Genomic DNA, 21,404 nt, shown 5'->3' with positions numbered 1-21,404 from the left:
GCTCGACAGCTCCCACAGAAGATCTGCTTTGTAGACGCAAATTTGAGCCACGACGAAGCTCAACTGTGGAAGTCTCACCGCGAGCGAAAAGCCGCCCGCAATTGCGCGATCACCTGATGGACTGGTTTTCCCTCAACCTGCGGCGGTGTTGCGCTTTCCCCAAACTCCCGCCACACAAACAGGGTCAACTCGGCCCCATCGGTCAATGCCTGCGCCTGGCCCTGTGCGCCAAAGGCTTGCAGCAACCGATAGCGCTCATCGCGCCAGAACGCTTCCTCCACCCAGTCGTACACAGGGATGAAATGAAAGTGCAGCGGGAATCCCGGCATGTGCCCATACCGGCTGATGTACAGCCACTTCGGTTCCAACTGCGCCTCCATCACCCGCTGAGTCGTCGCCAGCAAACCACCCAGTTCGGCCAGCGCCGCTTCCGACATGTCAGCCAGGGAGTGGATCGGCGCCTTGGCGCCCAGCATCAGGTAACCGGGCAATGCGGAAGTCAAATGGTGGTTGAGCAGCCAGTGTCGGGTTTCGTGAAGCACAAAGGCAGGGTCGATCTGCATTGGTGTATCCCTTAGCGTGGTGGCGGCAGAATACCCGCATAGGGCAGAAGCTGTTTAGTGTGGATTGAGCGATTGCTCGTGGTACATGCCTGCTGGATAGCGAGCAAACGCCGGAGGAATTGGCGAAGTGTCATTGCCTTTGGACGAGGCCCCGTCGGAGTTCTGTGGTGAGCGGCGCAAGCCCGCTCACCACAGCACACCTCAGTGCATCTTACTGTGATCCATTCCATCCAGGCCACGGGCAGGGGCCGTCACGTCAATCGCCTGCTTCTCGCCCTTGGCGTTCTGCACGGTCAGGGTCAGCGGCACCTGGTCGCCTTCCTTGATCTGGCCGGTCAGGCCCATCAGCATCACGTGGTAACCATTAGGGTCAAGGGTCACGGCCTTGCCGGCCGGCAGGGCCACCGAGTCCACCGGGCCCATGCGCATCACGTCGTCCTTCATGCTCATTTCATGGATCTGCACGTCCTTGGCCACCGGCGACGCCACGCTCAGCAGCGTGCTGTCGCTGTCGGCGGTGACGGTCATGAACGCACCGCTGGACGGTTGGCCCGGCACGGTGGCGCGTACCCATGCGTCGGTCACTTGCACCTGGGCACTGGCGTGCGCCGCAAGGCCCAGCAGGGTCATGCCGATGAGGGTGTGCTTGAGGTGTTGAACGGCAGTCATTAGCAGACCTCCATGACGGTGAGCAGGTCTTCTGCGCACTCTTTAGCGGTAAGGGATGCCTGCAGGCCCAGGCGCAGGTTGCCACGGGTGTCGAACACGAAACTGGTGGCGGTGTGGGACAGTGTGTACGTGTCGCCGGCGGGGATCTTTTCATAAAAGATCCCGAATTCCTTGGCCGCCACGGCGATTTCTTCCGGGGTGCCGTACAGCGCTTCAAAGCTGGGGTCGAAGGCCTTGACGTACTTGTCGAGAATCTCCGGCGTGTCGCGTTCCGGGTCCAGGGTGATAAACACCACCTGCATGATTTCGCCGTCGCGGCCCATCAGCTTCTTGGCCTGGGCAGCGCGCGCCAGCGTGGTCGGGCAAACGGCGGGGCACTGGGTAAAACCGAAGAACACCACCGGCATCAGGCCACGGTAGGAGCTCAGGGTGACGGTTTCGCCGTCGGTGTTCTTGAGCTTGAAGGTGCGACCCATGATCTTGTCGCTCAAGTCCTTGCCGTACTTGAAGTTCAGCTTGGGGCTGTAGTCACAGCCGCCCAGCAGGCTGCCCAGGCCCAGCAGGCCCATACCGGTCAGCACTTTGCGGCGGGTGAATAACGTACTCATCAACTGCGCATCCTGTGAAACGCCTGCAGTGCTCTGGATCGAACCATCAGGCTTTGAGGGTGCCAAGTCTACCAACCCTGGCCATGCCACGTAATCTGCGACGTTCTGCCACAGGGGCATGCGGCGCTTCATCCTTTTGCGGCTCTGGTGGTAGAGTCGCCGCCATGAAATTGAGCCACCCTGACCGTTCCCTGATCGCCTGGGCCCTGTACTTCTGCGTGCTGATGAACCTGTTCGTCTGCGGTTTGGGGCATGGGCAGATGATGGGCCAGGCACTCAATGGTATCGGCGGGTCGTTCTGTTCGGTGGACGGCAGCCAGCCGCCACTTTCCGACAAAGGGTTGGGCAGCCCATCCTCCGGCAACATCTCGAACTACTTTACCTGCCCCGTCTGCAACGCCCTGACGGTCGCGTTGGTGTTCCTGGTGGGACTGGCCTGGCTGCTGGGCCTGGAAAAGCCCCCGCATCCGGGCCATGAGCGACGCAACAAGGCGCCGCCGCGTTATTCCTGGCCCTCGGCCAACCCCCGCGCTTCCCCTGCATCCTGACGTATGCCCTGGGCCTCCTGAGACCGGGAGGCATTCCATCGTCAAGACTGTGAGTGCGCTTCATGAACCACCTGTTGCCTGCAGGCGCCCGCCGCCTGGTCAGCAAGGCGTCCCGTCGCCTGCACGCCGACCCTGCGCCGCCTGAATACCCCAGCAATTCCCGCAATTTCGTGCACCTGGATGCACGCCTGTTGCCCTATTGGCACACGCTGTTCGATATCTGCCCGGCGCTGCTCAAGCTCGACCCACCCGAGGGCCTGGACCTGTTTCGCAGCTTCATGACCTGGGCCTATCGCAATCGGCCGCCACAGGATTGGACCTATCACCTGCATGTCTGCCGTTGGCTGTTGGGCTCGTCGTACCGATCGCAGATCGACGACGAGCCGATCGAGGCCTTGATGGCAGCGGCAGCCGCGCGTTGGGTCGACACGGATGACAGCCAGGCCCAGGGTGTGGTCCTGGCCTGGCAGGGAGCAACGGTGTTCGACTGGAAGGGGGCTCCGCTGGCGGGCGCCGAACAGCAAGCGTTGCCAGGCTTGGAGTGGGACTTTGCCTGGTGCCCATTGAATGCCCGTGGTGAGTTCGGTCGCTGGTTGCCGGTGCCCTGAGGGGCCGGCGAACCCTCGCGGCAACGTCCGTCACGGCGATCGGGTTTCGGACGTAGAGCGTCACGGCCGCGTCCCAGGCCATGCCGATTTCCTGGGCGAACACACCTTGGTTGGCGTGCGGCGCCATGCCGCGCCTGTTCGTTGATCGCGGTCAAGGGATGACGCGGCAACAGTTCCCACACTGTGACGAACGTTCTGGAGGAAGACGCCATGCCCTTGTCCCTTGCGCAATTGCTTCGCCGTCGAGACGCGTCTTTTGCGTGTCAGTGCGCGGATCCTGGATCATGGACGATCTGATTCAGCACCGTGTCGTCTGCACCGAAATGATTGCCTTGTCCCAGGCCCTTGGACGGGTGACCGCCGAAGAGGTGTTTTCACCCGTCGATGTGCCAGGTCGGGACATCAGCGTCCTGGACGGCTATGCCCTGCGTGCGGTTGACGTGTCGGAGCTCGGCGGCTATCTGGTGCTGGTCAGACCCCACGGGCGTGACCTGCCATTGCAGGCCAGTCAAGCCGCACGGGTATTGACCGGCGCGCCGCTGCCAGCGGGTGCCGACAGCGTGGTGGCCCTGCAGCGCTGCCGAGTGTACGGCCCGCGCATCTGGTGCCCGCCGTTGCGCATGGGTGAACACGTCATCAAGCGTGCGCACCTGCTGCAACGCGGGCAGCCTGTGGTGAGCGCCGACAAGCGCTTGGATGCCTGGGACATCGACCTGCTGGCAGCGGCGGGCTTTCCCCGGATCAAGGTCTACCGATCGTCAACTGCCTGAGCGGGGCTTCTCTTTGCTGGGTTTGTGAGTGTCCGCCGGTTTGGCCGGTTTACTCGGCTGCTTGTCTGTGTCTTCGGTTTTCTTGTCGCTGTCGGAGGGGCTGCTGGGGTAGGTTCCTGGCGGCAGGGCGGAGCCAGGGGCGCTGTCGCTACTCAAGGCGTTGGAGGACGGTTCGGGATTGTCGCCAAATGCGGCGAAAGCGGGGCCGCAGAGCAGGGCTGACAGGCCGACGATGAGCAAAATCCTTTGGGACGATGTGGTCTTCATGACGCAATCCCCTATGGTGTGGGTGTATCAAGAGCCTGGAACAATTCCAGGCTCCGTCAGGCCGCGATCAAGCCGCCATCGACTTGGTCGACTGCAATTTTTTATGTGCCGCCTTCATTGCTTCCATTTCGGCGCCCAACTCTTCAAGCAGCGCTTTACCCAACAGCTTTTTAGCCTGCGGGAACATCTCGGTTTCTTCTTCCTCGATGTGATGCTCCAACAATTCCTTGACCACTTTGACGCGGCCGGAAAACTCCGTGGTCGAAGGCTCGGTCTGCTTCAGATCCGGCAGCACGAGCGAGTCGACTGTGCGGTGCTCCTCCTTGGCCTCGTGGTACATGATGTCCTGCTCCTTGCCGCCGGCCTTCCTGAACGCAGGGTAAAGGATCTCCTCTTCCATTTTGGTATGCAGGCTGATTTCCGCTTCCAGCTTGGCCAGCAGCTCTGTGCGTTTTTTTACTCCGCGCTCGGTGGACTCACTTAATTGAGTCAACAGGGTCTTCACGCGTTCGTGGTCGGCTTTGAGCAGATCAATGGCATTCATGGGTGACACCTCACGGGAACCAAGGGCATGTCGAAATGCACGCCTCGTCCAGTAACGGTTGCATCAGTTGTACCAACTTGAGCTATCGGTGATTCATCAAGTAATTCAAAGGGCTGCGAGGGTAGGGCGGCCATGCCTGTCGTGCAGGTTGCATGGTTGGCGTTGTGGCGCGTTGCATTCCACCCTCCCGGGATATTTGCGCAAATTTTAATGAACCCTCGCGGCCGATGCTTGACCTAAGGAATACGACCTAGGAGGTGAAGCATGGAAATTCAATATATCTGGATCGGGCTGGCAGTGGTTCTGCTGCTCTTGGAGTTGTGGGCGATCAATATCGTACTGCGCAGCACCGGGGGCTGGGAGACCAAGGGGCTGTGGCTGGTGGTGCTGATCTTTGTGCCGTTGGTGGGCTTGATAGCCTGGGCGATGTTCGGACCGAAACGCGAAATGCCAGAGCATCGTAAAAGCTGAAGCATAAGCAGATAAAAAACAGGCGCCCTTGAGGCGCCTGTTTTCGTTCAACGGTCAACTACTCAGCCCGCTACGGCCTTGGCGATTGCCTCATTGAATGCTGGCAGATCGTCCGGTGTGCGCGAAGTGATCAAGGTCCAGCCATTGGCCTTGCACTCCTTGACTTCGGTATCGACCCAGCCGGCAGCGCCGGCGTTTTCCAGGTCGATGCGCACGCTCTTGTAGGAGGTGAGCGTCTTGCCTTTGATCACCCCTGCATCGATCAGCGCCCAAGGGCCGTGACAGATGGCAGCCACGGTTTTACCGGCTTTGACGAACTCATTGATGAGCGTTTGTGCCGCCGTATCCTGGCGCAGGGTGTCGGCATTGACGGTGCCGCCGGGGATGACCAGGGCATCGAAATCAGCGCCGGAAACCTCGGACAGTTTCGCGTCGGACTCCACGGTCTTGTCCTTTTCGGTGTCGCCGACAAAGGTCTGGGTGGTGCCACCTTTGCTGGAAGCGTGAGTCACCGTGGCGCCATGACCGCGCAAGGCTTCCAATGGCTTGAGCAGTTCATCGCGCTCGATGCCGGTGTTGGAAGTGATGACCAGAATCTTCTTGCCGTTGAGGTGTGAACTCATGATCGAGTATCTCCTGATGGGTGAGCGAAGGATGGGATATGGGAGAGTTGATCCGGCACGGGCGGCAAAGGTTTAAATTAATTTGCGCTTATTTCTCGGGCGGTTGGCGCGGGCAATTTCCTTGAACTATCCAAACCGGCAAGCCTCTGCTGCTTAAGTGCTCGCCCTTTCTGCGGGCCTTCATTTCACTGGAGACAGACTATGACTGCCGATAAAACCCCTGCACCTATCAGCTCTGAAGAGGCCCAGAAGGGCACTGATAAAGCCACGAAAGGCCACACCCTGGAGCGCCCGAATCCCAAGACCGAAACCGTCGACAAGGTCGTGACGCCGACCTCGATCAAGGAGACTGAGCGCCAGACCGATGCCATCAACGAACAGGCCGCCAAGGCTGAGCGCAAGCTGGGCCACTGAGCATGGCTCGTTCTATCACCGCGTCAGAGTTGGGCATCGAACTCAAGCCCGACGATGACAGCGGCCTGTTCAAGTGGTTTATCGCCAGTTTCCTCATGGGCAAGCGTATCCAGGCACCCATTGCCGCGCAGGCCTATAAGGAAATCGTTGAAGAGCAGGGCCGCGACACGGCGCGCAAGTTGCAACATTGCACGTCGCGCGAGTTGGTAACCATGCTCGGACGCGCCCATTACGTGCGCTATGACGAAACCACCGCGCAACGCTTGCTCGACCTCAGCGCCAAGTTGAACGCCGAATACGCCGGCAAGATCACTCATATACTCAATGCCAGTGAGAGCCGCGCGGACTTCGAAAAACGCCTGGGGGCATTCGACGGCGTGGGGCCCAAGACCATCGAGATTTTCATGCGCGATGCCGCCAAGGTGCTGTTTTGACAGCAACCTTGTTTGTGGGCTGCGCCGGTTGGAGTTTGCCGCGTGAGCAGTGGCCGGCATTTGCCGCCGAGGGCACGCATTTGCAACGCTATGCTTCGCGCTTCAATGCGGTCGAGATCAACAGTTCGTTCTATCGCCCGCACCTGCCCAAGACGTATGCGCGGTGGGCACAATCGGTGCCGCCAGGCTTTCGCTTCTCGGTCAAGGTACCCCAGCGCATCACCCATGAATTGCGCCTGCAAGGCTGCGAAGCTGCACTCGACGAGTTTCTTGGGCAATGCCGTCAACTGGGCGCCCAACTGGGTTGCCTGCTGGTGCAGTTACCGCCTTCGTTGAGCTACGAACCGGGCGTGGCCAACGCTTTTTTCACGGCGCTGCGTCAGCGTTTTGCGGGCGCCGTCGTGCTTGAGCCTCGGCACGCGAGTTGGCTTGCTGCCGAGGGGATGTTGCAGGACCTGCAGATCGGGCGAGTAGCCGCTGACCCGCCGGTGATTGCGTCGGGAGATACTCCAGCTGGTTGGCAAGGTGTGCGTTATTGGCGACTGCACGGAACGCCGCGTATCTATCACAGCGCCTATGGGCCCGAACGGGTCCAGGCGTATGCGCGCTTGTTGAGCGCGTCCGTTGAGGACGGTATCCCCACCTGGTGCATCTTCGACAACACCGCCAGCGGCCTGGCAACACCTGATGCGCTGTGCCTACTCGACCTCTACCCGCAGCACTTCCAAGCCTAGCTGTTCATACGCCTCCACACTCGGTACATGCCATTCGGTGATCAGCGTGTGGATACGGTTGCATGGCGCCACGACGAAGGGCTCCACGGCACCGAGTTTGTCTGCCATGGTCACCGCCACCACGTGGGACGCGCTGTCGAGCAAGGCTTGTTTGACGGCCACCTCATCAAAATGCAACGAACTGATGCCCACTTGCGGGTGCAGCGCACACACGCCGGTGAACAGCAAGTCGGCCTTGATGCCCTGGATCAACCGCACGGTTTCATGACCGCTGGTGGACAGGGTCGCCGGGTTGAGTTGGCCGCCGGCGAGTATCACGGTCACATCGGGATGATCGGCCAAGGCGATGGCGATCATGGGCGACGGCGTGACCACGGTCAGGCGGATCGAGCGCGGCAATGACTGGGCGATCTGCAAAGTGGTGGAACCGGAATCGAACAGCACGATCTGGCCATCTTCTACGCGGTCAGCGGCCAGCCGGGCGAGGTGGCGCTTGGCCTCGTTGGTTTCGCCGACGCGGGTGAAGAAGTCTTTGCCGGTGTCCTTTGGCCGGGGCAGGGCGCCGCCGTGTACGCGTTGCAGCAGGCCTGCGGCGGCGAGTTCACCGAGGTCGCGGCGGATGGTGTCCTGGGACACGGCAAAATGGTCCACCAACTCCGAGGCGGTGACTTTACCGTCGCGCTCCAGCAGCAATAGGATCTTCTGCTTGCGCAAAGAAGGCAGGTCGATGGCTTGATGAGTATTGTGCATGATTGTGCGTCTTTTTGCGTGTTTGTGCGAGATTAGTCGCCCGACGATCTAAACGCAATGGCTGGTTGTGCGGCCGGTGGGCGGTTACTCTCAGCATTCAGTTCAGGGAGAGGTGACCTAGATGTCGTTGATTACAACCATCGAAGACTTACGCAAGCTTGCGCAGAAACGTGTCCCACGCATGTTCTACGACTACGCCGATTCCGGCTCCTGGACTGAGAGCACCTACCGGGCCAATGAAAGCGACTTTGCCAGCATCAAATTCCGCCAGCGCGTGGCGCGCAACATCGATGAGCGTTCGATCCGTGCCAGCATGATCGGCCAGGACATGGCCATGCCGGTGGCGCTGGCACCCACCGGCCTGGCAGGCATGCAGCATGCCGATGGCGAGATACTCACCGCGCGCGCCGCTGCCGCGTTTGGCCTGCGCTACACCTTGTCGACCATGAGCATCTGCTCGCTGGAAGACATCGCCGAACACGTTGGCAAGCCCTTCTGGTTCCAGCTGTACGTGATGCGCGACCGCGCCTTCATCGAGCAATTGATCGAGCGCGCCAAGGCAGCCGGTGTGGATGCGTTGGTGTTGACCCTCGACTTGCAGATCCTTGGCCAACGCCACAAGGACCTGATCAACGGCCTGTCGGCGCCGCCAAAACTGACCTTGCCAAATATCCTCAACATGGCCACCAAGCCGCGTTGGGTAATGGGCATGCTCGGCACCCCGCGTCGCGGCTTTGGCAATATCGTCGGGCATGTCAAAGGGGTGGCCGACATGAGTTCGCTATCGTCCTGGACCGCCCAGCAATTCGACCCTCGCTTGAGCTGGGACGATGTGGAATGGATCAAGAAATGCTGGGGCGGCAAATTGATCATCAAGGGCATCCTCGATGTGGAAGACGCACGCCTGGCAGCTAACGCCGGCGCCGACGCATTGGTGGTAAGCAATCACGGTGGTCGTCAGCTGGATGGCGCACCGTCGAGCATCAGCCAATTGCCGGCGATCGTCGCGGCGGTGGGCGAGCGCATCGAGGTGTGGCTTGATGGCGGCATTCGGTCCGGCCAGGATGTGCTCAAGGCGATGGCGTTGGGTGCGAAAGGCACCATGATAGGGCGGCCGCATTTATATGGTTTGGGAGCGATGGGTGAGGCCGGTGTGACCAAGGCGCTCGAGATTATCGCCCGTGAGTTGGACGTGACCATGGCGCTGTGCGGCTATAACGATATACGCACGGTGAATCGCGAGATTTTGTTGCCGGGCACATTTCCAGAAAGCATTTACTGAGCAAAAAAAACGTAAATAATTAAAAAGAGTTGTCCACGAAAACCGTGGGTATCTCTGTGGATAACTTTGCGAAGCCCCGGCAGGGTTGGCGATTTAAGCCAAGATCAATATTTGATCAACTTCTGATTTGGCCCAGCATGGGCTGGGTTTGCGCTTGACAGGCATGCGCGAACCCAGTCCCGAAAAGCGTTTTCAGGAGTCGCCGTTGCGACCTGTGGAGTGCGTGACAACCTGGGCCGGCATCTTCGCTTGCATCAGTTTGTCCAGCGCCTGGCCATAACTGCGACCGGCCAGGCTCATGCTGTTGTTATGGCTGGCGCCGGGCACCAATAACAGCCGCTTGGGTTCCTGGGCGGCTTCAAATAATGCTTGGCTGAAACGCGGCGGCACGTAGCGGTCCTCGAGGCCGTGCACCACCAGCAGCGGCATACGGATGTCGGCAATCTTGTCGATGGAATCGAATTTCTGCGACAACAACCAGCGCACTGGCAACGAGGTATTTGCCACGGCCGTCGCCACATCCGCCAGCGAGGTAAAGGTGGACTCGATCACCAGCCCGCGCACCGGCAACGGTGTCTGCTTGCCCAGCTCGGCAGCCAGGTCGATGGCCACCGCGCCGCCCAGGGAATGTCCGTAGATCAGGCGTTTTTGCGGATCGGGTTGCAGCACCTGGAAACGCTCCCAGGCGACGCGTGCATCCTCGTACACGGTGGTTTCCGACGGCAGCTCGCCGTGGCTCTGGCCGAAGCCGCGATAGTCGATGGCCAGTACTGAATAGCCCAGGGCGTGCAGTTGCTCGATGCGAAACAGTTGCCCGGTCAGGTTCCAGCGCACGCCGTGCAGATAAAGGATTGCCGGTGCGTCCTTGTTGTCCGCCGGGTACCACCAGCCATGAATATTCTGCCCCGATTTGAAACTGGCGGGCTTGAGTTCGAATTCCTGCACGGCCTTGGGCAAGCCGCTGTACCAGCTGGCCGTGCCCGGTTCGATGCGAAACACCAGTTCGCGCTCCTTGTGTTGCAACACAGCGCACCCTACCGGCAGGCCAACGATCAACAGCGCCATGCACAACAGGGGAAACCAGCGCAGGCTCAGGCGCGAGAGAAAACGAGAAGACATGAAGGTTCCAGGAAAAAGGTGAAGCAGCGGTTTTACCAGATGGCTTGCGAGGGCAGGAATTAATTCGACAGCCGTAAATGGGGATTGCTTGCAAAGTGTTACAGCATTGAACAACGCGTACGAGGGTTGTTAGGGTAGGCGGCTGAACAGGAGAGCTAGCACATGGATTTCACAGGCAAAACCGCAATTGTCACGGGCGGCGCACGCGGTTTGGGACTCAGTTACGCACGGGCGCTGGCGCAGGGCGGGGCGCGCGTGGTCATCAGCGATATCGGCGCTGACAATGCGGGTGCGGGCCGCGACGGCTTGGTGGTTCAGGCGGCGGCAGAAGCCTTGCAGGCAGAAGGGCTGACGGTGATCGGGCATGGTGGCGACCTGTCCACTCACGAGGGTTGCCAGCAGTTGATTGCGTTCACCCTCGAGGCCTTCGGGCAACTTGACATCCTGATCCACAACGCCGGCTGGGTGGGTTACCAGAACATCACCGACCTCGATGCCGCGTTCCTGCAACGTGCGATGGACATCAACCTCTATGCCCCGCTGTGGCTGTGCAAGCACGCCTGGCCGCACCTGCTGCGTTCATCCGCGCCACGCATCATCCTCACCACCTCCGACCGCGCCATGTACGCCCAGTATGAGCAGACCGGCCTGGTGGCCTACAGCGCCGGCAAGATGGCGCAACTGGGCATCATGAACGCGTTGAGCCATGAGGGCTTGGAGGCTGGGATCAAAGTCAACGCGGTCTCGCCGGTCGCCAAGACGCGCATGTGGGGTGTGACCGACGCGCCGGACGAACTGAAGCCGGAATGGGTGACGCCGGGGGTGGTCTTTCTCGCATCCGCGCAGTGCGAGGACACGGGGTACATCCTGCGGGCCAGCAACGGCCAATTCACCGCCACGCGCTTCACGGAAAACCCAGGGGTGCAATACCCCCGTGACCTGGCTCGAATCAAGGCAAGCAATGCGCAAGAGGTCGCTGCTGCCTGGGATCGCATCAAACAACCGCAGGCATTTTCTTGAGAAAACCGAGCATGGACATCAGCCCCGTTCGCATCACCGCCGAAGAGACACTTTCGGAAAACTGGTACCTGCTGAAAAAATACAGCTTCGACCTGCGCCGCCGTGACGGCAGTTGGCAAGCCCAGACCCGCGAGGTGTACGACCGGGGCAACGGCGCGACTATCCTGCTGTACAACCGCGCACAGCGCACGGTGTTGCTGATTCGCCAGTTTCGCATGCCGACGTTCGTCAATGACTACCACGGCTACCTGATCGAGGCCGCAGCCGGGCTGCTGGATAACGCCAGCCCCGAAGAGCGCATTCGCCTGGAAGCCGAAGAAGAGACCGGCTACCGCGTGGGCCACGTGGAGAAGATTTTCGCGGCGTTCATGAGCCCGGGGTCGGTGACGGAACGGATTCATTTCTTCATGGGCGAATATCAGCCAGGGGACCGCGTGAGTGCTGGCGGCGGCCTGGAGGAGGAGGGCGAAGATATCGAAGTGCTGGAACTGGGCTTTGATGAGGCGTTGGCAATGGTGCAAAACGGCGAGATTGCCGATGGCAAGACCATCATGCTGTTGCAGCACCTGGAATTGCGGATGCTCAAAGAAGGCTGGTGAACCTGCTTATTGTAGTGAGTAGGCTTGACCTGTGCTGGGCTGCAGAGCAGCCCCACAACAGACGATGCCGATTTACCTGAAAACATCCATCGCCTGGACTGAAGCCGCTGCGCACCTAAAGAGGCCAGCCAGTTTTTAAAAGAGGTCAATCTGTTCTTGTGAATCGTTTGTCAGGTTTTCCTCCTCATAGTCAAATATATGAACGGTATTAACTGCGTTGTAGAGAATCAGACCACTTAAGCCGGTAAGCGATCTGTTCATTGATATCGTTTGTGAGGTTGTTTTCTTCGTAATCGAATATACGGACGAGTTCTGCATCGGGGTCGCCCATTGTTACCTCATAAGCAACTACTCCGCTTGACATCTGTGAGACCATTGCGGAAGGGTAAACATTTATTTTTGAGCCCTTACGGAGAAAGGTTATTTCACAAAATTTTCTTATTTTTAATCCAAAGCACGTATATATGTCTGTGTCGGAATATGTTTTTTGCATGCCGTCAGCGAATGTTATGGAAAGCGTTGACGTCGTTCTGTCGAGTTCAAGCCTAGCTGTCTCTCTTTGCGCGTTTTTGATGATGGTGATATCGAGCTTTTTCATGAGTTATTTCTATTTGGGTTGACTAGTGAGTAGCCTTTATGTGTTCCATCATCATGAACGGGTGTGGCGCCTAGAATATCCTTGGTGTCTATACCGTTTGGTATAGCAATTTCATGCTCTTTTTTATAGTCTGAAAAATTGCCTAGCTTTTTGTTGACATCCCGTCTTGGGATTTTTCTTAGGGTGTAAAAATAGCCTTCCTCGAGTCCAAAGGATGTTGCGAACATCAGCCCTTGCTCTCGTACTACTGATGTGCTGAAAAAATTGCTTGGTGGGCTCGCATTATTTGCGTGTGCAAGTAAAGGTTTGTACTTTTTCCTCTGCTATTAAAGCCGGTTTCAAATATTTCGTCTGGGTGTCTTGAGTCTCCTCGATATAAATATGCTTGCTTTTTACTTGACACTGGTAGCGAGGAAATACCCTCGTCTACCGTTATCTGTGTGTTTGGATTTTCTGTGGTTGTGTGTGACTTACAGCTATTCGCATTCGGGCACGTGCTTAAGCCTAATGGGTCTATCCATCCCGTGGGATTGAGCACGTACTGGTAAGCATTGATCCCTCCCGCCAACTTCGCCGGGTCCGGCGTCAGTGAGTGTAACGCTTTCGAGTAGAGGGGCCGGGCAGTCGTCAACGTCTAATGAGTTCAGGGCCTCTAAAGTGTGTTTATTTATGTTTCAAGTGAGTGTCGGTTTTTATGGTGTTGGCGTCTTCCTGATATTTCTTAAGGCAGTTGAGCAGTGTTTTCATGAAGCCCCTCTTGTCAATTATGTTGTCTTCAAAGTAGGTGTCGAATAAATAAAAGACAGATTCAAAATCGTTGTTTGCGGATAGGAAGTGCTGAATGGTTTCGATGAACCACTCTTGCTCGTCCTCTCTGTATGAAAGAAAGTCTGGTTTTGTCAGTTCGTCAAAAAGCTCTGAAAGTTCGGTTTCGTTGTTTATGTTTTTTGAAGCTATTATTTCTTCTCGCTCCAGGTTCTTCGTATTTTCTATGCTATAGGTGAAGAGCAGACCTTGAAGTATTTCTAAATCTGGTTTTTTGTTCATTTGTCAAACTCCGAGTAGACAGTTATCGGCTGGCCATCAGTATTTAAATGTACAACTGCCTTTGTTTGTTTTCCATAGGTCATTCTGTCTCTTTTATACCCTTCGCCGACTATTTTCCCCATGTGCATTGGTTTTGACGCTAAAGATCGACCATTAAGTTTGAAGATCAAAATTGCTCGATCAATCGCATTGAGCTGATCTCGGTGGCTCAAAAAGTGCGTAGCTGCACTGGGAGGCCGTGGTTCTCCCGTTCTTCTCCCCCTGTCGAAGGTTTCAATTTCCCCTGTGGTAGGGTTTCTAGCGGTCTTTACCCGCTCCAGTTGAGATTCTAGTGACGTTTGGGCGCCGTGCTTTTCTAAAAAGTGCGCCCCCGGAATTGATGCCTCGAGCTCCGATAAACGCCGATGAGCATTTGATTCGGCAAGCACATCTATTTTCGCCTGTCTTTCCGCGCGAATCACTTGCGGTAACGCAGGCTCTCCGTGATCAGCGCTCTTTGTTGGATTCTGAGCGTTGGTACTTGGTTTGCAGCCATCTCCACCTGGGCACGAGCTTAGACCCGACGGGTCTACCCATCCTGTGGGATTGGGCACGTACTGGTAAGCATTGATCCCACCCGCCAACTTCAACGGGTCCGGCGTCAGGTAACGACCAACATCCGGATTGTAGTAGCGATGGCGGTTGTAGTGCAGTCCGCTTTCTTGATCGAAGTATTGGCCCTGGAAGCGCAGGGGGTTGTCGACTTTTCCTATGTCGTGACGGCTGATTTCGCCGTAAGCACGGTAATGCGCAGACCAGACGATCTCGCCATCCGGAGCGGTGAGTTCCTGCGGGGTGCCAAGGTGGTCGAGTTGGTAGTGGTAGGCCTTGGTTTCCTTTGGGCCGAAGCCTTTCAGCAGCGCCAGCGGGCGGAAGGTGTTGGGTTCGTAGAGGTAGCTGCGGTGGCGGTTCGCGTGGTGTTCGGCGATGAGTGTGTCGCCTTGCCAGAAGAACTCGGTCGTAATGCCATCGACGGTTTTGCTGATTCGCCGCCCAAACGGGTCGTAGCGGTAGCTGGCGGTTTGGCCGTTGGGTTGGGTGGTGCCGATCAGGCGATGTTGGCAGTCGTAGCGGTATTCGGTGACGAGGGTGTGGCCTTTGCCGCGTCGTTCGCGGATGAGGTTGCCGTAGGCGTCGTAGTCGTAATGGTGGTCGCCCTGGATCATCAGGCGATTGCCGGCGACGATATCGGGGCCGGGGCGGTTTTGCATGAGCAGGTTGCCGGCGGGGTCATGGCCGAAGCGTTCTTGCTCGTCTTGGGTGTGGTCGGCGCGGGTGAGGCGGCTTAGTGGGTCGTAGTGGTAGCGGTGTTCACCTTTGCGGGTGTCGAGCAGGCGGGTGAGGTTGCTGGATTTGTCGTAGTCGTACTGGCGTTGATAAAGGGTGTATGCCTGCTGGGTGACGGCGTGAGCGTGCAGGCGCTGCTGGTCGTCATAGTGGTAGTGGCTGATCAGTTGGCCTTGTTGGCGTTGGTGCTCCTGGCCGGCTTTGTAGAGATGAGAGGTCAGGGTTTCGCCGTTCAGTTCGACGGTGGCGAGGTGACCACCTTTGGCGTGGTTGAAGGTGAGACGGTTGTTGTCCGGCAGGCGCAGGCTATGAAGGTGGCCGCAGGCGTCGTAGCCGTAGCGCAGGGTGCCCCAGCCTTGGTGTTCGGCGGTGAGGCGATTTTGGACGTCGTATTCGTAGGTCAGGGCCCAATGGCCATCTTCGACGCTTAGGAGATTGCCTTGGCGGTCGTAGGCGTAATCAACCTTGTTACCGTCTGGCAGGGTTTTTCCTACGAGTCGACCGGCAGGGTCGCGCTCATAGCGAGTAACCAGCCGACTACCGTCATCACCGTGTTCAGTCTTTTCCTGCAGGTTGCCGTTGAGGTCGTAGACGTAAGCCGTACGCTGGCCGTCAAACCCGGTTTCCTGCTGGATCAGACCATTGCTGTGGTACTGAAGCCGGTAGGTCTCGCCGACCTCGTTTTCGATTTCAGTCAGCAATAAACGCACGTTGTCGTAGCGGTACTTGACCTGGCTGCCATCGGCGTTGATGCGGCGGCTGATCAGGTGCAGGCCGTCGGCGTATTCGTAGCGGGTGACGTTCCCCAGTTCATCGCGTTCGGAAGTGATTTTTCCGTAAGCGTTGTAGCTGTATTCCCTGCACGCACCGCCCGGTAGCACTACACGGATCAACCGACCCACGCTGTCCCACTGGTGTTGGGTCAGCGCACCATGCTCATCCTCACGCGCAACTTGTCGGCCGAGATCGTCATAGCGATAGCGCTTAACGCCGCCATTGGGCAACTGCTCCTCAAGCAACTGCCCACGTTCATTCCACACCAGTCGCTGACAGCTATGGTCTGGATACCAAACCCCAACCAGTTGCCCGTATTTGTTGTAGCTGTAGTCAGTAGCGTTGCCGTCAGGATCGGTCCTACGCGTAACGTCGCCCTGGTCATTCCGCTCGTATTTCCAGACGGCTTCACCACGCCGCACAACCCGTACGAACCCGTTGTCATGCTCGTAGGTGGTCGGCTCGTCATCCCCCGGAAACAACGCCACCAGGTGTCCGGCTTCGTCGTATTGATACGCCGTGATCGCACCGAGAGGATCCTGCTCAACCGTCAGCCGGCCTTTGTCATCGTAGGACTTGAAGTGCTCGGCCCCCTCCGGATCCACCCGCTGCACCAGCCGCGCCCGCTGGTCATGCACGTAGACTTCCTGGCTGCCGTCGGCGTTAAACACCGTGACCTGCCCGTTGTCATCCCAGGCATACCGCGTATCCATCTGCGAGAAACTCGCCCAATGCCGGACACACCGCGCGGCCTTGCCAGACCGTTCCCACTCCCAATAGAAACTCGCCCCACCGGCCAATCCACGCTCAAGAATCACGTGCTGAGCGTCGTACCGATAAACCTCACTTTCACCGACCGCATTGGTCGCCGAAATCAGTCGTCCAGCGTCGTCATAGGCGTAGGAAACGACGGTCTGCTCCGTCACCCACACATACGGACCCTCATCCACGACGCGTTGAACCTGGTAGTCCACCGCCACGATCCGGCCCGAGGCATAGCGCAAAAACAGTGAGCGCCCGATACCGTTATCCAGGCGCTCAATGCGCCCCAGAACATCCCGGCAAATGCGCAACCGGTTGTCATACGCATCGCTGATCGCTGTCAGCACACCGTCGCGAAAGTGGTAGAAACGTGACGACTGAGCCAGCACCAGTTCATCAGGCACAGTCCCCAGGTAGACCGCCGCTTCGGCCAGGCTATTGGTGATTGCAGGCCGAGAAACGGTGGGCAAGGGCAGGGTGGTCGAGCGGTTTTCATGATCGGTCCATACAACCGAATCCCCCTCAACCATAAGCCGATGCGCCAGCGAGTGACTCCAGCCAAACCCCAACCCGCAGTCCACTTCCACTGCACTGGTGCGGTACAAGCGTGTCCACTCAAACGGCAAAATCCCGTCCAGCGTCCCATCGGTCAGGGTCAGCAGTTCCTCGCCCGTGACCATCGACACCGGGCAACCGTTCGTGGCGGTTTTGTCCGACGACGCAGCGGCATCCCCATTGGGATTGCGAGCAGTAGACGGCACGTCATCCACAGGCTCCTGGCGCACCAACACCGTCCGTTGCGTGGCCTTGTCCCGAACCAGCGGCACCGGGTTGGAAACCACCTGATCCCCAACCTTCAAAGGCACATCTGGAATCACCCGGATCGGTGTCGCTGCGCTGCCCAGCAACAACGGCTTGGCTACCTCCGCGTGATCATCCACGCGAAACTTTCCGAACTGTGCACCCATGTGCTCCAACCCGCTGCGCGCACGCTGAGACTTGATGCCGTTAATTAGCTTCGCACTCATGCGCACCGCCATCCCCATCCCGGCAGTGGCGAGACACAGCAGCAAATTGATCAATACTTCGGCGCTGATTTCCCCCAGTAACTCGTTCATGTAAGGCGGCGGTAGCATGCGCATCCAGCTAACCATTGCCGACAGATAGATGAACAGCAGCGGCTCATCGCTGAGCACCAGCAAGCCCTTTGCGATGCTTTCAGCACCGAGCTTCAGCAGCTTTTCAAATTCGTCCTGGGACAGGTAATGCAGCAGTTTTTCGGCATGACCCCATGGGTCCGAAAGCCACTGGAACAGCTGCTTGATGGTATCCCAGAGCGAATACAGCGCTTCACCAAACCCGCGTGCGTAGGCTTGATGCAGCGAAAGGTAGCGCTTGAGGACGTTAGCTTCGGAGTAACTCTTCCACAGCGGCTCGAAAGTGCTGCCCCATTCGTTGCGCAGCCAACTTTCCAGCAGTGCGATTACCGACTGGTAAGAGGTGTACAGCGCCTTGAAATGCGCTTTGGAAACGTTGGGGTAGAAACTGACCCGGTACTGCTGGTTGCGATCACATTCCTTGATTTCGAGAATGCCGCTGGGCCCGATGGTTCTATGGAGGGGCTCCCCAAGCGGGCCACCCTTTGGATCAATGCGTTGCACCATCACTGGCGTATTGCCAATGGGTACGAATCGAGCACTCTGGAACATGTGCACCAGGGTCAGCGTGCCGTCTGCCTGGCAGGTTGCGGTGGTGGTGCTGGGAAACAGCGAACGGTCGATCGGAGCAACCAGTGCCACTTCATCCCCGACCTTGAATACCTGCTCGATATCCAGCGCCGAAAAGCTGAAAAAGCTCTCGGCCCAGGCGTCGTAGTGATTGAGGCAGCGCTTGAAGTCGCTGATGACGGATTCGACGTCCCGCGTCGTTGAATCCATGGTGGCCAGTACCAACAATCCGATGGTTTGGCTGGTCACTTCGAACATGAGGCAGCCCCATCAACCGGGGCCCAAACAAATAACGCCATCTGCAATCCCTCGCACTGTGTATTCAGGCGAAGGACTTTGCAGACCTTTTTAGGGGCGCGGAGTAGAGCTTCTCCGACCGTTATGTGGGAAGTTTCGATGACTCTTGTCACGCCCACGCGACTGGCGGCTATTGTCAGAAATTTCCCACAGGAGTACAAATGTACTCCATGACGACTCTAACCCCCCGCCGTACCGCCATCCTGACCTTTATCCGCGACCGCATCGCGCAGCAAGGCCAGCCTCCCAGCCTCGCCGAGATCGCCGAGGCGTTCGGCTTTGCCTCGCGCAGCGTGGCGCGCAAGCATGTGCTGGCGCTGACTGAGGCCGGTTTTATCGAGGTCAACCCCAACCAGGCCCGGGGCATTCGCCTGCTCAATCAACCGGCGCGTCCGGAATGGCTGGATGTGCCGGTGTTGGGGCGGGTCGCTGCAGGCTTGCCCATCGGTGCCGATGCCGAAGTGCACAGCCGCCTTCAACTGGACCCGTCGACCTTCGCGAAAACCCCGGACTACCTGTTGCGGGTGCAGGGGGACTCGATGATCGAAGATGGCATTCTCGACGGCGACCTGGTCGGTGTTCGCCGCAGTGCCGAGGCCTTGAATGGGCAGATTGTGGTGGCGCGCCTGGACGGCGAAGTGACCATCAAGCGTTTCGAGCGCAGCGGCGACAGTGTGCGCCTGCTGCCGCGTAACCCCGCGTACCAACCCATCGTGGTAGGCCCCGACCAGGACCTGGCCATCGAAGGCGTGTTCTGCGGTTTGGTGAGGCAAGGTTGATGGGCGCCGTCGTTGCACTGGACACGCTGTTCAATGGCGGGCGTGTCTGGAAGGGCCGGCCTGCCGCGCCACCGGCCAGCGTGCATCCCACCGGGCTGGCGGCGCTGGATGCAGTGCTGCCCACGGGTGGCTGGCCGGAGGCGGCCTTGAGTGAAATCCTCATGGCCAAGGAAGGCGTCGGCGAGTTGCAACTGGTGCTGCCAACCCTGGCGCGCTTGTCAAAGGCAGGGGAGCGCATTGTGTTGGTGGCGCCGCCCTATACGCCTTACCCCCATGCCTGGCAGAACGCTGGCGTGGATTTACGCCTGCTCTCGGTGATCCAGGCCGAGGAGCGCGATGCCCTGTGGGCGGCGGAGCAGTGCCTGCGTTCCGGCAGTTGCGGCGCAGTGTTGTGCTGGCCACGCAAGGCTGAGGACCGAGCGCTGCGGCGCCTGCAAGTCGCGGCGGAAACCGGGCAGACCCTGGCGTTCGCCTGGCGCGCCCTGAGCGAGGCGATCAATTCCTCGCCCGCGGCTTTGCGCCTGGCGGTCGAGGCCAAACCCGCGCAGGTGCGGGTGCTCAAGTGCCGGGGCGGTCTGGCCCACCCGGCGCCGATTGCGCTGGCGGGGCATTGAGGTTGCCATGCGCTGGGTGTGTATTGTCTTCCCGCAATTGGCGCTGGACGGGGTGCAGCGTGTGCACCCCGAACCGGATCAACCCCTGGCGCTGCTGGCCGGCACGCCACAGCGGCGTGTGCTGCAGGCCGTCAATGACGCTGCCCGCGCCTTGGGCTTGCGCCCCGGCCAATCCCTGACGGCGGCGCATGCCCTGGCCAAGACCTTTGCCAGTGTCGAATACGACCCCGCCGAGATCGAACGCCACCAGCAATTCCTCGCCGCCTGGGCCTACCAGTTCAGCTCCCAGGTCAGCCTGTATTACCCGCGTGCCTTGCTGTTCGAAATCGAGTCAAGCCTGGGCCTATTCGGGCCGTGGCCACAGTTCGAAGCGCGCCTGCGCAAGGCGTTGACCGAACTGGGTTTTCGTCACCGTATCGTTGCCGCGCCCAACCCGGCAGCGGCACGGGTACTGGCGAATATCTACGATGGCCTGGCTGTGCAGGATGACAGGTTGATGCAGGCCCTGGCGCCGCTGCCCATCGACCGTGCCGGCCTCGATCCACAGGCCGCCACGGCCTTGTCGCGCATGGGCCTGCGCACCCTGGCCCAGGTACAGGCGTTGCCTCGGCACACGTTGGCGCGACGCTTTGATGCCAGCCTGCTCAAGCACCTGGATGCACTGAACGGGCAGCGACCGCTGGCCCTGGCGTTTTATCAGCCGCCAGACCGGTTCGATGTGCGCATCGAGCTGAATTTCGACGTGCAATCCCACCAGGCGTTGTTGTTCCCCCTGCGCCGCCTGACCGGCGATCTGTCCGCCTTCCTCTGCGGGCGAGACAGTGGCGTGCAGCGTTTCGACCTGCATCTGGAACACGCCCAGGCGCCGGACAGTGTGATCAAGGTCGGGCTGCTCAGCGCCGAGCGCGAACCGGCGATGCTGTTTGAACTGGCCCGGGGGCGCCTGGAGCAGGTACAAGTCACCTCGCCGGTGCGCGGCTTTCGCCTGGTGGCCCAGGACCTGCCGGTGTTCGTGCCGCAGCGCCAGGACCTGTTCGACGACCGCCCGCAACAGACGTTGCCCTGGGAGCAATTGCGTGAGCGCCTGCGTGCGCGCCTGGGCGATGAGGCGGTGCAGGGCCTGCGCTTTCACGCCGACCACCGTCCCGAATGCGCGTGGCAAGCAGCCGCGGATAAAAACCCATGTCCGAGCCTGAACAAGGTGCAACGCCCCGGCTGGCTGCTGAGTGAGCCGACCTTGCTGGCCGAGCAGGGCGTACAGATCCTCATGGGGCCGGAGCGCATCGAATCTGGCTGGTGGGACGGCGCGGATATCCGCCGTGACTACTACCTGATCCAGACCCGTGCCGGCCAGCAAGGCTGGGCCTACCGCACCGTAGGGCAGTGTGATGGGCTGTGGCTGCAAGGCTGGTTCGCATGAATACCACACCCTTCTGTAGACGCCGGCGAGCCGGTGC

Annotated in this window: 25 protein-coding genes and 1 pseudogene; 13 read left to right on the top strand and 13 right to left on the bottom strand. The window is 59.2% G+C overall.

Going from position 1 to position 21,404, the window contains the following annotated elements:
- Nucleotides 1-74: 74 nt before the first annotated feature.
- The 3 genes from ATH90_RS15775 to ATH90_RS15765 all read right to left on the bottom strand — a co-directional run bounded on the left by ATH90_RS15775 (nt 75) and on the right by ATH90_RS15765 (nt 1,840).
- Complete coding sequence (locus ATH90_RS15775; RefSeq protein WP_098466717.1) at nt 75-563, bottom strand: HIT family protein; 489 nt, start codon at nt 561-563, stop codon at nt 75-77.
- 201 nt (nt 564-764) lie between these two features.
- A complete protein-coding gene (locus tag ATH90_RS15770) occupies nt 765-1,232 on the bottom strand; it encodes a copper chaperone PCu(A)C (RefSeq protein ID WP_034106344.1) in 468 nt (155 codons plus the stop codon).
- The gene (locus ATH90_RS15765) at nt 1,232-1,840 is read right to left on the bottom strand and encodes an SCO family protein (RefSeq protein WP_034106413.1); all 609 of its coding nucleotides are present in this window, start codon (nt 1,838-1,840) and stop codon (nt 1,232-1,234) included. Before ATH90_RS15765 ends, ATH90_RS15770 begins: the two co-directional genes overlap by 1 nt.
- Nucleotides 1,841-2,004: 164 nt before the next feature.
- Between ATH90_RS15765 and ATH90_RS15760 the strand changes: the two genes are divergently transcribed.
- The 3 genes from ATH90_RS15760 to ATH90_RS15750 all read left to right on the top strand — a co-directional run bounded on the left by ATH90_RS15760 (nt 2,005) and on the right by ATH90_RS15750 (nt 3,766).
- Nucleotides 2,005-2,388: a DUF2946 domain-containing protein gene (locus ATH90_RS15760; RefSeq protein ID WP_034106342.1), complete on the top strand. Its 384-nt coding sequence runs from the start codon at nt 2,005-2,007 to the stop codon at nt 2,386-2,388.
- A 62-nt stretch (nt 2,389-2,450) separates the two neighbouring features.
- Nucleotides 2,451-2,996, top strand: coding sequence for a putative natural product biosynthesis protein (locus tag ATH90_RS15755; protein ID WP_034106340.1), 546 nt, complete (start codon nt 2,451-2,453; stop codon nt 2,994-2,996).
- A 284-nt stretch (nt 2,997-3,280) separates the two neighbouring features.
- Nucleotides 3,281-3,766, top strand: coding sequence for a molybdopterin-binding domain-containing protein (locus ATH90_RS15750; protein ID WP_098466716.1), 486 nt, complete (start codon nt 3,281-3,283; stop codon nt 3,764-3,766).
- Here the strand turns inward: ATH90_RS15750 and ATH90_RS15745 are convergent.
- The gene (locus ATH90_RS15745; RefSeq protein ID WP_034106338.1) at nt 3,755-4,033 is read right to left on the bottom strand and encodes a hypothetical protein; all 279 of its coding nucleotides are present in this window, start codon (nt 4,031-4,033) and stop codon (nt 3,755-3,757) included. The two genes, ATH90_RS15750 and ATH90_RS15745, sit on opposite strands and share 12 nt — an antisense overlap.
- A 67-nt stretch (nt 4,034-4,100) precedes the next feature.
- Nucleotides 4,101-4,577 carry a hemerythrin domain-containing protein gene (locus ATH90_RS15740; protein WP_098466715.1) on the bottom strand — a complete coding sequence of 159 codons (477 nt, stop codon included), beginning with the start codon at nt 4,575-4,577 and terminating at the stop codon, nt 4,101-4,103.
- A gap of 264 nt (nt 4,578-4,841) precedes the next feature.
- Here ATH90_RS15740 and ATH90_RS15735 point away from each other — a divergent pair, with 264 nt between their 5' ends.
- Nucleotides 4,842-5,048, top strand: a complete 207-nt coding sequence (locus ATH90_RS15735; protein WP_034106335.1) for a PLDc N-terminal domain-containing protein — start codon at nt 4,842-4,844, stop codon at nt 5,046-5,048.
- A gap of 62 nt (nt 5,049-5,110) precedes the next feature.
- Here ATH90_RS15735 and ATH90_RS15730 read toward each other — a convergent pair whose 3' ends face one another.
- Nucleotides 5,111-5,671, bottom strand: a complete 561-nt coding sequence (locus ATH90_RS15730; RefSeq protein WP_098466714.1) for a type 1 glutamine amidotransferase domain-containing protein — start codon at nt 5,669-5,671, stop codon at nt 5,111-5,113.
- 201 nt (nt 5,672-5,872) lie between these two features.
- Here ATH90_RS15730 and ATH90_RS15725 point away from each other — a divergent pair, with 201 nt between their 5' ends.
- Genes ATH90_RS15725 through ATH90_RS15715 form a run of 3 tightly spaced genes read left to right on the top strand, consistent with a single transcriptional unit; the run spans nt 5,873 to nt 7,253 of the window.
- Nucleotides 5,873-6,085 (top strand): hypothetical protein, encoded by a 213-nt coding sequence (locus ATH90_RS15725; RefSeq protein ID WP_034106331.1) that lies wholly within the window; start codon nt 5,873-5,875, stop codon nt 6,083-6,085.
- Nucleotides 6,086-6,087: 2 nt separating this feature from the next.
- The gene (locus ATH90_RS15720; RefSeq protein WP_098466713.1) at nt 6,088-6,519 is read left to right on the top strand and encodes a DNA methylase; all 432 of its coding nucleotides are present in this window, start codon (nt 6,088-6,090) and stop codon (nt 6,517-6,519) included.
- The gene (locus tag ATH90_RS15715) at nt 6,516-7,253 is read left to right on the top strand and encodes a DUF72 domain-containing protein (RefSeq protein ID WP_098466712.1); all 738 of its coding nucleotides are present in this window, start codon (nt 6,516-6,518) and stop codon (nt 7,251-7,253) included. The genes ATH90_RS15720 and ATH90_RS15715 overlap by 4 nt, the downstream gene beginning before the upstream one ends.
- Here the strand turns inward: ATH90_RS15715 and ATH90_RS15710 are convergent.
- Nucleotides 7,218-8,003, bottom strand: coding sequence for a DeoR/GlpR family DNA-binding transcription regulator (locus ATH90_RS15710; protein ID WP_034106328.1), 786 nt, complete (start codon nt 8,001-8,003; stop codon nt 7,218-7,220). The genes ATH90_RS15715 and ATH90_RS15710 overlap by 36 nt on opposite strands.
- A 121-nt stretch (nt 8,004-8,124) precedes the next feature.
- Between ATH90_RS15710 and ATH90_RS15705 the strand changes: the two genes are divergently transcribed.
- Entirely contained in the window at nt 8,125-9,285 is a 1,161-nt protein-coding gene (locus ATH90_RS15705; RefSeq protein ID WP_069077558.1) for an alpha-hydroxy acid oxidase, read from the top strand.
- 192 nt (nt 9,286-9,477) lie between these two features.
- On the opposite strand, the gene ATH90_RS15700 is transcribed toward ATH90_RS15705, so the two are convergent.
- Nucleotides 9,478-10,404, bottom strand: a complete 927-nt coding sequence (locus ATH90_RS15700; RefSeq protein WP_034106324.1) for an alpha/beta hydrolase — start codon at nt 10,402-10,404, stop codon at nt 9,478-9,480.
- A gap of 162 nt (nt 10,405-10,566) precedes the next feature.
- On the opposite strand from ATH90_RS15700, the gene ATH90_RS15695 reads away from it, so the two are divergent.
- Nucleotides 10,567-11,424, top strand: coding sequence for an SDR family NAD(P)-dependent oxidoreductase (locus ATH90_RS15695; protein WP_034106323.1), 858 nt, complete (start codon nt 10,567-10,569; stop codon nt 11,422-11,424).
- Nucleotides 11,425-11,435: 11 nt separating this feature from the next.
- Nucleotides 11,436-12,023, top strand: a complete 588-nt coding sequence (locus ATH90_RS15690) for an NUDIX domain-containing protein (protein WP_034106322.1) — start codon at nt 11,436-11,438, stop codon at nt 12,021-12,023.
- A 208-nt stretch (nt 12,024-12,231) separates the two neighbouring features.
- Here the strand turns inward: ATH90_RS15690 and ATH90_RS15685 are convergent, their stop codons facing one another.
- The 5 genes and pseudogenes from ATH90_RS15685 to ATH90_RS15675 form a co-directional block, all read right to left on the bottom strand.
- Nucleotides 12,232-12,621 carry a hypothetical protein gene (locus tag ATH90_RS15685; protein WP_098466711.1) on the bottom strand — a complete coding sequence of 130 codons (390 nt, stop codon included), beginning with the start codon at nt 12,619-12,621 and terminating at the stop codon, nt 12,232-12,234.
- Nucleotides 12,618-12,896: pseudogene (locus ATH90_RS29120) on the bottom strand (scabin-related ADP-ribosyltransferase); the annotation flags it as partial. The pseudogene ATH90_RS29120 and the gene ATH90_RS15685, both read right to left, overlap by 4 nt.
- Nucleotides 12,866-13,024: a hypothetical protein gene (locus ATH90_RS29955; RefSeq protein WP_170041125.1), complete on the bottom strand. Its 159-nt coding sequence runs from the start codon at nt 13,022-13,024 to the stop codon at nt 12,866-12,868. The pseudogene ATH90_RS29120 and the gene ATH90_RS29955, both read right to left, overlap by 31 nt.
- Before the next feature lie 260 nt (nt 13,025-13,284).
- Complete coding sequence (locus tag ATH90_RS15680) at nt 13,285-13,668, bottom strand: hypothetical protein (RefSeq protein WP_098466710.1); 384 nt, start codon at nt 13,666-13,668, stop codon at nt 13,285-13,287.
- Nucleotides 13,665-18,515 (bottom strand): RHS repeat-associated core domain-containing protein, encoded by a 4,851-nt coding sequence (locus ATH90_RS15675; protein WP_098466709.1) that lies wholly within the window; start codon nt 18,513-18,515, stop codon nt 13,665-13,667. The genes ATH90_RS15680 and ATH90_RS15675 overlap by 4 nt, the downstream gene beginning before the upstream one ends.
- Before the next feature lie 200 nt (nt 18,516-18,715).
- Between ATH90_RS15675 and lexA the strand changes: the two genes are divergently transcribed.
- The 3 genes from lexA to ATH90_RS15660 are packed head-to-tail and all read left to right on the top strand — an operon-like array spanning nt 18,716 to nt 21,367.
- Nucleotides 18,716-19,333 (top strand): transcriptional repressor LexA, encoded by a 618-nt coding sequence (lexA, locus tag ATH90_RS15670; protein ID WP_034106295.1) that lies wholly within the window; start codon nt 18,716-18,718, stop codon nt 19,331-19,333.
- Entirely contained in the window at nt 19,333-19,947 is a 615-nt protein-coding gene (imuA, locus tag ATH90_RS15665; RefSeq protein ID WP_034106294.1) for a translesion DNA synthesis-associated protein ImuA, read from the top strand. Before lexA ends, imuA begins: the two co-directional genes overlap by 1 nt.
- Nucleotides 19,948-19,954: 7 nt before the next feature.
- Nucleotides 19,955-21,367: a Y-family DNA polymerase gene (locus tag ATH90_RS15660; RefSeq protein ID WP_098466708.1), complete on the top strand. Its 1,413-nt coding sequence runs from the start codon at nt 19,955-19,957 to the stop codon at nt 21,365-21,367.
- The last annotated feature ends 37 nt before the right edge of the window (nt 21,368-21,404 follow it).

The sequence above is a fragment of the Pseudomonas lurida genome, assembly GCF_002563895.1.
Lineage (GTDB): Bacteria > Pseudomonadota > Gammaproteobacteria > Pseudomonadales > Pseudomonadaceae > Aquipseudomonas > Aquipseudomonas lurida.
Note: the sequence above shows the minus strand (reverse complement) of the source record. Positions and strands in the feature narration are given on the sequence as shown.

Bases quoted from the DNA above. Each gene is read 5' to 3' on its own strand.
- ATH90_RS15775 (WP_098466717.1), bottom strand. From the start codon at position 563: ATGCAGATCGACCCTGCCTTTGTGCTTCACGAAACCCGACACTGGCTG.
- ATH90_RS15770 (WP_034106344.1), bottom strand. From the start codon at position 1,232: ATGACTGCCGTTCAACACCTCAAGCACACCCTCATCGGCATGACCCTG.
- ATH90_RS15765 (WP_034106413.1), bottom strand. From the start codon at position 1,840: ATGAGTACGTTATTCACCCGCCGCAAAGTGCTGACCGGTATGGGCCTG.
- ATH90_RS15760 (WP_034106342.1), top strand. From the start codon at position 2,005: ATGAAATTGAGCCACCCTGACCGTTCCCTGATCGCCTGGGCCCTGTAC.
- ATH90_RS15755 (WP_034106340.1), top strand. From the start codon at position 2,451: ATGAACCACCTGTTGCCTGCAGGCGCCCGCCGCCTGGTCAGCAAGGCG.
- ATH90_RS15750 (WP_098466716.1), top strand. From the start codon at position 3,281: ATGGACGATCTGATTCAGCACCGTGTCGTCTGCACCGAAATGATTGCC.
- ATH90_RS15745 (WP_034106338.1), bottom strand. From the start codon at position 4,033: ATGAAGACCACATCGTCCCAAAGGATTTTGCTCATCGTCGGCCTGTCA.
- ATH90_RS15740 (WP_098466715.1), bottom strand. From the start codon at position 4,577: ATGAATGCCATTGATCTGCTCAAAGCCGACCACGAACGCGTGAAGACC.
- ATH90_RS15735 (WP_034106335.1), top strand. From the start codon at position 4,842: ATGGAAATTCAATATATCTGGATCGGGCTGGCAGTGGTTCTGCTGCTC.
- ATH90_RS15730 (WP_098466714.1), bottom strand. From the start codon at position 5,671: ATGAGTTCACACCTCAACGGCAAGAAGATTCTGGTCATCACTTCCAAC.
- ATH90_RS15725 (WP_034106331.1), top strand. From the start codon at position 5,873: ATGACTGCCGATAAAACCCCTGCACCTATCAGCTCTGAAGAGGCCCAG.
- ATH90_RS15720 (WP_098466713.1), top strand. From the start codon at position 6,088: ATGGCTCGTTCTATCACCGCGTCAGAGTTGGGCATCGAACTCAAGCCC.
- ATH90_RS15710 (WP_034106328.1), bottom strand. From the start codon at position 8,003: ATGCACAATACTCATCAAGCCATCGACCTGCCTTCTTTGCGCAAGCAG.
- ATH90_RS15705 (WP_069077558.1), top strand. From the start codon at position 8,125: ATGTCGTTGATTACAACCATCGAAGACTTACGCAAGCTTGCGCAGAAA.
- ATH90_RS15700 (WP_034106324.1), bottom strand. From the start codon at position 10,404: ATGTCTTCTCGTTTTCTCTCGCGCCTGAGCCTGCGCTGGTTTCCCCTG.
- ATH90_RS15695 (WP_034106323.1), top strand. From the start codon at position 10,567: ATGGATTTCACAGGCAAAACCGCAATTGTCACGGGCGGCGCACGCGGT.
- ATH90_RS15690 (WP_034106322.1), top strand. From the start codon at position 11,436: ATGGACATCAGCCCCGTTCGCATCACCGCCGAAGAGACACTTTCGGAA.
- ATH90_RS15685 (WP_098466711.1), bottom strand. From the start codon at position 12,621: ATGAAAAAGCTCGATATCACCATCATCAAAAACGCGCAAAGAGAGACA.
- ATH90_RS15680 (WP_098466710.1), bottom strand. From the start codon at position 13,668: ATGAACAAAAAACCAGATTTAGAAATACTTCAAGGTCTGCTCTTCACC.
- ATH90_RS15675 (WP_098466709.1), bottom strand. From the start codon at position 18,515: ATGTTCGAAGTGACCAGCCAAACCATCGGATTGTTGGTACTGGCCACC.
- lexA (WP_034106295.1), top strand. From the start codon at position 18,716: ATGTACTCCATGACGACTCTAACCCCCCGCCGTACCGCCATCCTGACC.
- imuA (WP_034106294.1), top strand. From the start codon at position 19,333: ATGGGCGCCGTCGTTGCACTGGACACGCTGTTCAATGGCGGGCGTGTC.
- ATH90_RS15660 (WP_098466708.1), top strand. From the start codon at position 19,955: ATGCGCTGGGTGTGTATTGTCTTCCCGCAATTGGCGCTGGACGGGGTG.